The following is a 9,577-nucleotide window of genomic DNA, read 5'->3' as shown; positions in this document are numbered from 1 at the left end:
ACGGGTACAACAAGACCGTCCCCCCCCAGCACGAGGCCTACGCCGCCCCCGCGGCCCCCGTGCTCGCGGGCACCCGCCCGGCCCGCTGACCGCCGGCGGACAGCGGACCTCGACGCCCCTCCAGGAGGCGACCCGCCCGGGTGACCTCCCGGGCGGCGTCCGTCGGCTCGGGGTGGTGCCGGGCCGCGTCCCGGTCCAGCCGGCCGTCGGCCTGCCGCCCCGCCCGCAGACGCCGGATCGGGGCGTGGTCCGCGTCTCCCCGGGGCATGGAGCGGAAGGGCGGTCGTCCGGCCGCCTCCCGCTCAGGACACAGGAGGCCGCACAGATGGTGCACCCCCACGACGACGGCAGGCAGGACCCGGCCGACGGGCACGGCACATCCAAGGGCCGCCGGCTCGGCCGCGTCCTGATCCCGCTCGCGATCCTGCTGGTCCTCGCGGCGATCTTCACCTACATCCTCGTCGTCGCCCAGACCGGGGACGAGGACAACAACGTCAACGACACCAGCAGCGCCGTCATCCCTCTCCTGGCGGAGCGGGCCCCGGCCCTGGTCTGACGGCGGGCCCGGAGGGCGGGCGTCAGCGGGCCAGCAGCGCGAACGTCGCGACGGCGTGGGCGAGCGCCCTGCCCTCCTGCTCCACGTCGGCCTCGCACACCGTCAGGTGCTCCCCGCGGGTGCGCAGCCGGGCCGTCACCTGCAGCGGGCCGGGCCTCCCCGGCCGCAGGTAGGTGACCGTGAGCTGGCTGGTCGCGGGCACCTCGCCCTCCCCGGTGGTGGTGCGCACCGCCAGCCCCATCGCCGTGTCGACCAGCGTGGCCAGCACCCCGCCGTGCAGCGTGCCGGCCGGATTGAGGTGCTCCTCGGTCACCTCGAAGCTCATCCGCGCCGAACCGTCCTGCGCCGACTCGGGGCGGGCCCCCAGCCGCTCGGCGAACCCACCCGTGCGCACATCCTCGCTCATCGCCCGCCCCTACCCCTGCCGGGTGGTGAGCACGCCCGGCGGCAGGAGAACCTGGGGTCGGCGCGGCGGTCCGGAGCGCTCAGGCGCCCGGCGCACCGGCCGGGGCACGGTCCCCGGCGCCACTGCGCTCGCTCTCGCGGCGGTCGAGGTAGTAGGCGCCGAGCGCGCCGGCGACCGTGGCGAACACCACCACGGAGTAGACGGCGAGGACGATGTCGAGGACCCGCGCGAGCCCGCCGTCGGCCGTCAGCGGCTGCCCGCTGACGGTGGCCAGCGCGGCCTCGTAGAGGGCCGTGACGTAGGAGTCGTAGGCGCCGAGCACGTAGAGCAGCTGGCTCACCCCCAGCACCACCACGACGGTCACCGCGCCCAGCCAGCCGATCCGCCCGCTGAGCAGCCGGCCGGCCGACCGTGATCCGCGGACGGCGGCCGAGACGACCCCGCCGACGCGGGCCGCCCGCAGCAGGGACAGCGCACGGGCGAACCGCAGGAACGGTATGGCGAGGAAGACCAGCTGCCACCAGTTGCGGGTCCAGAACCGCCGCTTGTCACGGGCGGTGATGGCCCGGTGGGCGAACTCGGCGACGAAGACGGCCCAGAGCACCCAGCCCGTGACGCTCAGCGTGGTCACCAGCCACGGCTCCCGGGCCAGCGACTGCCCGAGGACGACGAGGACGAACACCAGGCCGAGCGCCCCCATCGGCTTGTCCAGCCGCCGGGCGAGCCCCTCCTTCTCGGGTGCGTCCGGGGCCTCCGGAAGCTCCTCGGGGCGATCGCCGGGCGTGGGTTGCCGCTGCATCCACCACGCCTACCCAGTCCGGCCGAAGGATCCCTCGGCCGGAGTCGGCGAGCGGCCAGCAGAGCGGCGAGGGCGGGGAGATCGCGGCGCCGTCGGCGGTCCCGCTGCGTCGCGGGAGCGGAACCGGTCACGACCTCGGTCGTAGCCGGCTCCGCCGGGAGGCGGCTGGCCGGGGCGAGATCGAGCATGCTTAGGTATGCCTCGCCTATCCGTAGGAGGACATGCATGACCAGGCTCGGGCGTGCGACCGTCGGCGTCGTCTCCACCCTCACCCTCGCGGCCTCGCTGGCCGCCTGCGGTTCCGACTCCGACACGCTCACCGTGTACAGCGCGCAGCACGAGAGCCTCGTGCGCACGATGCTGGCCGACTTCACGGAGGAGACGGGCATCGAGCTGGAGTTCCGCGACGCCAACGACTCCGAGCTGGCCAACCAGATCATCGAGGAGGGCGAGGCCTCACCGGCCGACGTGTTCCTCACCGAGAACAGCCCCGCGATCGACGTCGTCGACCGGGCGGGGCTGCTGGCGCCGCTGGACGAGGACACCCTCGCCCAGGTCGACGAGCAGTTCCGGCCGTCGTCGGGCAACTGGACCGGTTTCGCCGCCCGTTCCACCGTGCTGGCCTACGACCCGGACGCGGTGCCCGCGGAGCAGCTGCCCGCCTCGATCCTCGAGCTGGCCGAGCCGGAGTACGAGGGCCGGGTCGGGATCGCCGCCGGTGGAGCGGACTTCCAGGCGATCGTCAGCGCCGTGCTCGCGCTGGAGGGGGAGGAGGCCACCCGCGCCTGGCTGACCGGCCTGGAGCGCAACGCCGAGATCTACGCCAGCAACACCGCGGTGATGAAGGCCGTCGACGAGGGCGAGGTCGACCTCGGGGTGATGTACCACTACTACTGGTACCGCGACCAGGCCGAGGGCGGGCTCATCGGCGACGACGCGTCGCTGCACTACTTCGGCAACCAGGACCCGGGCGCCTTCCTCAGCGTCTCCGGCGCCGGGGTGCTCGCCTCCTCCGACCAGCCCGAGCAGGCGCAGCAGCTGGTCGCCTTCCTCACCGCCCGCGCGGCGCAGGAGCGGCTGGCCGAGAGCACCGCCCTCGAGTACGCCGTCGGCACCGGCGTCGCGTCGGCCGACGCGCTGCCACCGCTGGCAGAGCTGCAGGCACCGGAGCTCGACCCCGGCAGCCTCGATGCCCCGGCGGTCACCGACCTGATGCAGGAAGTGGGCCTGCTCTGACTGCTGCCGCGCTGCAGGACCCGGGCCCCGGGACGCCGGCCCGGCCGGCGTCCCGGGGTTCCCGCGCGTCCGCGCGCGACGGCGGACGGCTGCGGCGCTCCCCGGTCACCCTGGCGCTGGCCGTCTGCGTCGCGGCGCTGGCGCTGCTGCCGCTGGCCTACATCGCCGGCTACACCGCCGAGCTCGGCTGGTCGGGCATCCGCGACCTGGTGCTGCGGCCGAGGGTCGCCGAGCTGCTCTGGAACACCGGACGGCTGGCGATGGGCACCGTCGCCGTCTGCGCCGTCCTCGGCGTCGGCGCGGCCTGGCTGGTCGAGCGTTCAACGGTGCCCGGCCGCCGGCTCTGGCACGTGCTGCTGGTGGCGCCGCTGGCGGTGCCGGCGTTCGTGAACAGCTTCGCGTGGGTCTCGCTGCTGCCCGGGCTGGACACCTACGCCGGCGCGTTGCTGGTGGTGTCGCTGTCCTACTTCCCGTTCGTCTACCTGCCGGTGGTCGCCGCCTTCCGGGGGCTGGACCCGGCGCTGGAGGACACCGCCCGCGGGCTCGGCCTGTCCGACTGGGCGGTGTTCAGGCGGGTGCAGCTGCCCCAGTTGCGGGTGGCGCTCCTGGGCGGCGGACTGCTCGTGGCGCTGCACCTGCTCGCGGAGTTCGGCGCTCTGCAGATGCTGCGCTACCCGACCTTCACCACCGCCATCTACGACCAGTACCGGTCCACGTTCAACGGGCCGGGCGCCACGACGCTCGCCGGCGTCCTGGTGCTGCTCTGCCTCCTGCTGCTGCTGGGTGAGCTGCGGCTGCGCGGTGCGCGCGGGTACGCGGGCAGCGGTCGTGGCGCCGCGCGGCCGGTGCGCCCGGTGCGGCTGGGCCGGCTCGCCGTGCCGGCCCTGCTGGGCCTCGCCGCGCTGGTGGGCGCCGCGCTGCTGGTCCCGCTCGGCGGGGTGACGTACTGGATGCTGGCGGGCGTCTCCGACGGGGTCCCCTGGGGCGACCTGGCCGCCACCACCGGCAGCACCCTGGCCCTGGCGGCGGTCGCGGCGCTGGTCACCACCGCGATGGCGCTGCCCACCGGCTGGCTGGCCGTCCGCGCCCGGAGCCGGGTGGCGACGCTGCTGGAGCGGGCCACCTACCTGGGCAGCGCGGTCCCCGGCATCGTCGTCGCGCTGGCGCTGGTCACCCTCAGCATCCGGGGCACGCCGTGGCTGTACCAGACCGTGCCGGTCCTCCTGGCCGGCTACGCGATCCTCTTCCTGCCCCGGGCGATCGTGACGGTGCGGGCGGCGGTCGAGCAGTCCCCGCCGCTCTACGACGACGTGGCCGCGTCGCTGGGGTCCTCCGGCGCCGACCGGCTGCGCCGGGTCACCCTGCCCCTGCTCGCGCCGGGTCTGGGCGCGGGCGCGGCGCTGGTGTTCCTCGCGGTGGTCACCGAGCTGACGGCCACCCTGCTGCTGGCCCCCACCGGGACGACGACGCTGGCGACGGCGTTCTGGTCGGCCAGCAGCGCCCTCCGGTACGGGGCCGCCGCTCCGTACGCGCTGGTCATGGTGCTGCTGTCCGCGCCGGCCACCGTGCTGCTGTCCCGCGACACCCGACGAGGTCTGATCCCATGAGCTCCCTGACCGTGACCGGCCTGAGCAAGGCGTTCGGCCCCGCCCCCGTCCTCACCGGCGTCGACCTGCACGTGCCGGCCGGCAGCCTCACCGCCCTGCTCGGCCCGTCGGGCTGCGGCAAGACGACCCTGCTGCGGCTGGTGGCCGGCTTCGACACCCCTGATGCGGGCACCGTGGCGGTGGGGGACCGCATCGTGACCGGCGCGGGGCGCGGGGTGCCCGCCCGCAGGCGCGGCATCGGGTTCGTGCCGCAGGAGGGCGGGCTGTTCCCGCACCTGTCCGTGGCCGGCAACGTCATGTTCGGGCTGCCCCGACGGCTCCGGCGGGACACCGGGCGGGTGCGCGAGCTGCTCGGCCTCGTGGGGCTGGACGCCGAGCTGGCCGATCGGTCGCCGCACCAGCTCTCCGGGGGCCAGCAGCAGCGCGTCGCACTGGCGCGGGCACTGGCGCCCGCCCCCTCCCTCGTCCTGCTGGACGAGCCGTTCTCCTCCCTCGACGCCGGGCTGCGCGAGGACACCCGGCAGGCCGTCGCCGCGGCGCTGACCGCGGCGGGGGCCACCGCGGTGCTGGTGACCCACGACCAGGCGGAGGCGCTGTCGATGGCCGACCAGGTGGCCGTGCTGCGCCGCGGGCGGCTGGTCCAGCTCACCGACCCGCGCACCCTCTACCGGCGCCCCGCCGACCTGGACGTGGCGGCGTTCGTCGGGGAGTCGGTCGTCCTCGACGGCGAGCTGCGCGACGGCCGGGCGCACTGCGCGCTCGGCGTCCTCCCGGTCGGGCAGCCGGCGGTGGACGGGCCCGTCCGCGTGCTGCTGCGGCCGGAACAGCTCCGGCTCGGCGCGCCCTTCGCGTCGTCGGGCGTGCGGGCGTGGGTACGCAGCGTGGACTTCTACGGCCACGACTCCCGGGTGTGGTTGACCCTCCCCGACGGCGGAACCGTGACCGCCCGGCTGGAGGGCGCCGACCTCCCCTCGGTCGGGCAGGAGGTCGCCATCGAGGTGGCCGGTGCCGCGCTGACCTACCCGGCTCCCGGGCCGGCTCCGCGCACCGCCGTCCCCGATCCTGCGGCCTGACGCGGCGCACCGCGGACCGCGCGCGGACATCGAGTTAGGAGAGCCTAAGCTGACCCGCATGGACCTCTTCCTCTTCACCACCGAGCCGCAGTGGGGCGGCGACGTGGTCGCCGCCGGCGCGGCCGGGATCGTCGTCGACTGGGAGTGCCGCGGCAAGCACCGGCGGCAGGCGGGTGAGGGGACCCAGATCAACGCCGACACCCCCGAGGACCTGAGTGCGATGCGCGCCGCCACCCCCGGGCGGCTGGTCTGCCGGATCAACGGGTACGGGCCGTGGACCGCAGGTGAGGTCGCCGAGGCCGTCGGGCGCGGCGCCGACGAGATCCTGCTCCCCATGGTGCGGACGGTCGAGGAGGTCGACCGGACACTGGAGCTGGTCGCGGGCCGCTGCGGGCTGGGCATCCTGGTGGAGACCCAGGACGCCGTGGACCGGGCGGCCGAGCTGGCGCAGCGGCCGCTGTCCCGTATCTACGTCGGGCTCAACGACCTGCGCATCGACCGCGGGTCCACCGAGCTGTTTCGTCCCCTGCTGGACGGCACCGTCGACGGGGTCCGCGCGCAGGTGCGGACCTCGTTCGGGGTCGGCGGTCTGACCCTTCCGGGGCGGGGGTTCCCGGTGCCGGGCGACCTGCTCGCCGCCGAGCTGGTCCGCACCGGCGCCGAGTTCACGTTCCTGCGGCGCTCCTTCACCGCCGACATGGCCGGCCGCGACCCGTTCGTGGAGGTGCCCCGGCTGCTCGTGGCCCTGGCGGACGTGCGCGCGGCCGGTCCGGCCCGGGCGGCCGAGCTGCGCCGGGCCTTCGCCGCGGCCGTCGAGGGGTCGCGCGCGGGCGTGACCGGACCGGTACCGCAGCCGGCGTGAGGGCGCTCGTGACCGGGGCCGGCGGTTTCGTCGGCCGGCACCTGGTGGACCGGCTGGAGCGGGACGGCTGGCACGTCGTCGGCCTCACCCGCCGGGACGTGGACCTGGCCGATCCCGGTGCGGGGGCCGCCGCCGTGCGTGCCGCCGACCCCGACGTCGTCTTCGCCCTCGCCGCGGGCCGCGCCAAGGCGACCCCCGCGGACCGGGCCGCGACCACGGCGGTCAACACCACGCCGTGGCTGGTGGACGCGCTGCCCGACCGCTGCCGTGCCGTGGTGCGGCTGGGATCGTCCACCGAGTACGCGGCGGCACCCCGGCCGCTGACCGAGGACGCGGCCCTGGAGCCGCGGGGCTTCTTCGGCGCGACGAAGGCGGCGGGCTCGCTGCTGCTGCAGGCGGCCGCGGCCGAGCGCGGTGTGCGCGCCGCGGTCCTGCGCGCCTTCCAGGTGTACGGACCCGGCGACCACCCCACCCGGCTGGTGCCGGTGGTGATGGCCGCGGCCCGCGAGGGCGGCACCGTCGCCCTGCCGGCACGGCTGAGCAGGCGGGACTGGGTGTGGGTCGGCGATGTCGTCGACGCCTGCGTGCGCGCCGCGGTGGACGACCGGCTGCCGCCGGGGGTGGTCCTCAACATCGGCACCGGTGTGCAGACGAGCACGGAGGAGCTGGTGGCGACCGCCGAGCGGGCCACGGGCCGGCCGATCGCGACGGCTCCGGGCGCCCATCCCGGCCGGGGGTGGGACACCGCCGACTGGGTGTGCGACCCCGCGCGGGCGCGGCAGCTGCTCGGCTGGGCGCCCACGGTCGACCTCGCCGAGGGGCTGGCGCGCACCTGGGCGGCGGGATGACCGTCCGCGCGGCGGCGGAGCCCCGGGTCGCGGTCGTCGTCCCGGTGTACGGCAACGAGGCGACCCTCGCCGAGCTCGCCGGCCGGCTGGGCACGGCGCTCGCCGGCCGCTCGTGGCGGCTGCGGCTGGTCGTCGACGCCTCTCCGGACGGCAGCGCGGCGGTGGCGGCGGCCCTCGCCGACGACGACGCCCGCATCGGGGTCACCGTGCTGACCGTCAACGGGGGGCAGCACGCGGCCCTGGCCCGCGGGCTGGCCGACGAGGCGGATGCCGACGTCTGGGTGTGCCTGGACGCCGACCTGCAGGACCCGCCCGAGGCGGTGCCGCTGCTGCTGGACCGGCTGGCGTGCGGCGACGTCGAGGCGGTGTTCGCCGGGCGGCGCGGTCGTTACGAGTCGCCGCTGCGCCGGCTCACCGGCACGCTGCACCGGCGGGTGGCCGGAAGCCTGACCGGGCTCCCTCCCGACGCCGGTGCGTTCCTCGCCCTGGGACCGGTCGTGCGCGCCGCCGTCCTCAGCGGGGTGCGCGACCGCGGGGCGCCCAGCGTGGTGCTCGCCGTCGGCCGATCCGGCCGGCCGGTGACCAGCGTGCCGGTGACCCGCGCCCGGCGTCCGGTGGGCCGGTCGGCGTGGACCGCCGGCGCCCGGGTGCGGCAGTCGGCCCGGTCGCTGGCCTGGGCGCTGCGCACCCGCCGCTGACCGGGACCCTTCAGCGGACCCAGAGCTGGACGACGAGATCGGTCTTGCCGGCCGGGAAGTCGTACTGCCGGCTCATCCGCATGCCCGCCTCCTGCAGCACCGCGTCGTCGTCGGTGGGCTCCGGGCGGCCGTCGATGAGCCGCCGGACCAGCCACACCCGGTCCTCCCCGGCCGGGGCGTCGTCGGGCGGCAGGACGACGTCGGGGCGCAGCTGGGCGGCGAGCGTGCGCACGTAGTGGTCCAGGCCGGTGGCCGACCGCTGGTCCGCGGCGACGATCGGCTCGCCCGGCTCGTGCAGCTCGGCCAGCAACGCCACCACCTCGTCGGCCCGCTCGCGGGGGCCCCGGTCGGCCAGCGGCGCGGACGCGAGCAACGAGCAGCCGAGCAGCACCGCCGCCACCGGGACGCGCGCCGGCCGCGGCAGCGACATGGCCCCGGCCGCCGCGAGCACGCCCAGGCCCAGCAGGCCGGCCAGCAGGTACCGGGGCAGGAACACCGGGCGCACCAGCTCGGTCAGGACGAGCAGCGCCAGCGGCACCAGCACCCAGCAGGCGCCGACGACCCGGACGCCGGTCGCGTGGACGGCTCCGACCACCGCCAGCCCCATCCCGAGCCAGAGCAGCGGCGTGCGCCCACCGGCCCAGGCCTCCGCGGCGAGGGCGACCAGCCGGCCGTCGGTGTCGCGCAGGTGCTCGGCGTTGCGTGCACCCGTTCCGTTGAGCACGGCCAGCGCCACGAAGCCCGCGGCCGGCAGGGCGGCCAGCGCCCCGGTGACCACGACGGGGAGGGCGCGGCGCGGTCGCAGCAGCACCGCCGCGACGACGAAGGCGGCCAGCACGGTGACGGCGTACCAATGGGCCAGACCCATGCCCGCCGCCGCCAGGCCGAACAGCAGCAGGCCCCGTGGCGCCTCCTGGAGCCAGCGGACCAGCCCGAGCGCCGCGGCGCCGGTGGCCAGGACGGCCAGCCCGTAGCTGCGGGCCTCCACCGACTGCTCGAGCACCAGCGGGGCGGTCGCGAGCACCAGCCCGGCCAGCACTCCGGTGGGCCGACCGGAGAGGCGGGTGACGGCGCGGGTGATCAGGGTCAGCCCGCCCGCGGTCGCCAGCAGGGAGAGCACGCGCAGCGAGGTGTCCCCGCCGAGGCCCGGGAGGGACATCCACCCGTGCATGACGAGGTAGTAGGGGGCATTGTACGACGGCGGGACGCCGGCCAGGTAGCCGGCGGTTCCCTCACCGCTGGCGATCGCGGTGAGGATCTCGCGCAACGGCAGCCGGGCCACCTCGGCGGTGAACAGCTCGTCGAACCACAGCCCGTGGCCGGCGCTCAGCAGCCACCCGCCGAGAACCGTGACGAGCACCGCGGGCAGCAGCTCCGCGGGCGACCAGCGCGGCACCGGCGCGACCACCGGGGGCGCAGCCGGCCGCTCCGTCACCGTCGTCACCCGTGCAGGTTAGGTGACCCTGATCTGGTTCCCGGGACCCGGCCGCAC

Annotated in this window: 10 protein-coding genes; 7 read left to right on the top strand and 3 right to left on the bottom strand. The window is 76.3% G+C overall.

Going from position 1 to position 9,577, the window contains the following annotated elements; translation table 11 throughout:
* Positions 1 to 325 precede the first annotated feature (325 nt).
* A complete protein-coding gene (locus ACI791_RS14600) occupies positions 326 to 556 on the top strand; it encodes a hypothetical protein (protein WP_456586694.1) in 231 nt (76 codons plus the stop codon).
* Between the two features lie 22 nt (positions 557 to 578).
* Here ACI791_RS14600 and ACI791_RS14595 read toward each other — a convergent pair whose 3' ends face one another.
* Entirely contained in the window at positions 579 to 962 is a 384-nt protein-coding gene (locus tag ACI791_RS14595) for a PaaI family thioesterase (RefSeq protein WP_456586693.1), read from the bottom strand.
* A gap of 79 nt (positions 963 to 1,041) precedes the next feature.
* The gene (locus tag ACI791_RS14590) at positions 1,042 to 1,761 is read right to left on the bottom strand and encodes a hypothetical protein (RefSeq protein WP_456586692.1); all 720 of its coding nucleotides are present in this window, start codon (positions 1,759 to 1,761) and stop codon (positions 1,042 to 1,044) included.
* Positions 1,762 to 1,986: 225 nt separating this feature from the next.
* Between ACI791_RS14590 and ACI791_RS14585 the strand changes: the two genes are divergently transcribed.
* From ACI791_RS14585 to ACI791_RS14560, 6 genes are all read left to right on the top strand, one after another.
* Positions 1,987 to 2,997 (top strand): iron ABC transporter substrate-binding protein, encoded by a 1,011-nt coding sequence (locus ACI791_RS14585; protein ID WP_456586691.1) that lies wholly within the window; start codon positions 1,987 to 1,989, stop codon positions 2,995 to 2,997.
* Between the two features lie 209 nt (positions 2,998 to 3,206).
* Entirely contained in the window at positions 3,207 to 4,604 is a 1,398-nt protein-coding gene (locus tag ACI791_RS14580) for an ABC transporter permease (protein ID WP_456586690.1), read from the top strand.
* Entirely contained in the window at positions 4,601 to 5,677 is a 1,077-nt protein-coding gene (locus tag ACI791_RS14575; protein ID WP_456586689.1) for an ABC transporter ATP-binding protein, read from the top strand. Before ACI791_RS14580 ends, ACI791_RS14575 begins: the two co-directional genes overlap by 4 nt.
* 58 nt (positions 5,678 to 5,735) lie before the next feature.
* Entirely contained in the window at positions 5,736 to 6,539 is an 804-nt protein-coding gene (locus ACI791_RS14570) for an aldolase/citrate lyase family protein (protein WP_456586688.1), read from the top strand.
* The gene (locus ACI791_RS14565; RefSeq protein WP_456586687.1) at positions 6,536 to 7,387 is read left to right on the top strand and encodes an NAD-dependent epimerase/dehydratase family protein; all 852 of its coding nucleotides are present in this window, start codon (positions 6,536 to 6,538) and stop codon (positions 7,385 to 7,387) included. Before ACI791_RS14570 ends, ACI791_RS14565 begins: the two co-directional genes overlap by 4 nt.
* A complete protein-coding gene (locus ACI791_RS14560; protein WP_456586686.1) occupies positions 7,384 to 8,085 on the top strand; it encodes a glycosyltransferase in 702 nt (233 codons plus the stop codon). The genes ACI791_RS14565 and ACI791_RS14560 overlap by 4 nt, the downstream gene beginning before the upstream one ends.
* 10 nt (positions 8,086 to 8,095) lie before the next feature.
* Here the strand turns inward: ACI791_RS14560 and ACI791_RS14555 are convergent, their stop codons facing one another.
* Positions 8,096 to 9,529 carry a hypothetical protein gene (locus ACI791_RS14555; protein WP_456586685.1) on the bottom strand — a complete coding sequence of 478 codons (1,434 nt, stop codon included), beginning with the start codon at positions 9,527 to 9,529 and terminating at the stop codon, positions 8,096 to 8,098.
* Positions 9,530 to 9,577 lie beyond the last annotated feature (48 nt).

This window comes from Blastococcus sp. SYSU DS0973 (genome assembly GCF_054051055.1).
The sequence above is the reverse complement of the archived record's forward strand: the minus strand, read 5'-3'. Positions and strand labels throughout refer to the sequence as shown.

What these genes read in the sequence shown, in the direction of transcription:
- ACI791_RS14595 (WP_456586693.1), bottom strand. Translation starts at nt 962, where the DNA reads ATGAGCGAGGATGTGCGCACGGGTGGGTTCGCCGAGCGGCTGGGGGCC.
- ACI791_RS14590 (WP_456586692.1), bottom strand. Translation starts at nt 1,761, where the DNA reads ATGCAGCGGCAACCCACGCCCGGCGATCGCCCCGAGGAGCTTCCGGAG.
- ACI791_RS14585 (WP_456586691.1), top strand. Translation starts at nt 1,987, where the DNA reads ATGACCAGGCTCGGGCGTGCGACCGTCGGCGTCGTCTCCACCCTCACC.
- ACI791_RS14575 (WP_456586689.1), top strand. Translation starts at nt 4,601, where the DNA reads ATGAGCTCCCTGACCGTGACCGGCCTGAGCAAGGCGTTCGGCCCCGCC.
- ACI791_RS14570 (WP_456586688.1), top strand. Translation starts at nt 5,736, where the DNA reads ATGGACCTCTTCCTCTTCACCACCGAGCCGCAGTGGGGCGGCGACGTG.
- ACI791_RS14560 (WP_456586686.1), top strand. Translation starts at nt 7,384, where the DNA reads ATGACCGTCCGCGCGGCGGCGGAGCCCCGGGTCGCGGTCGTCGTCCCG.
- ACI791_RS14600 (WP_456586694.1), top strand. Translation starts at nt 326, where the DNA reads ATGGTGCACCCCCACGACGACGGCAGGCAGGACCCGGCCGACGGGCAC.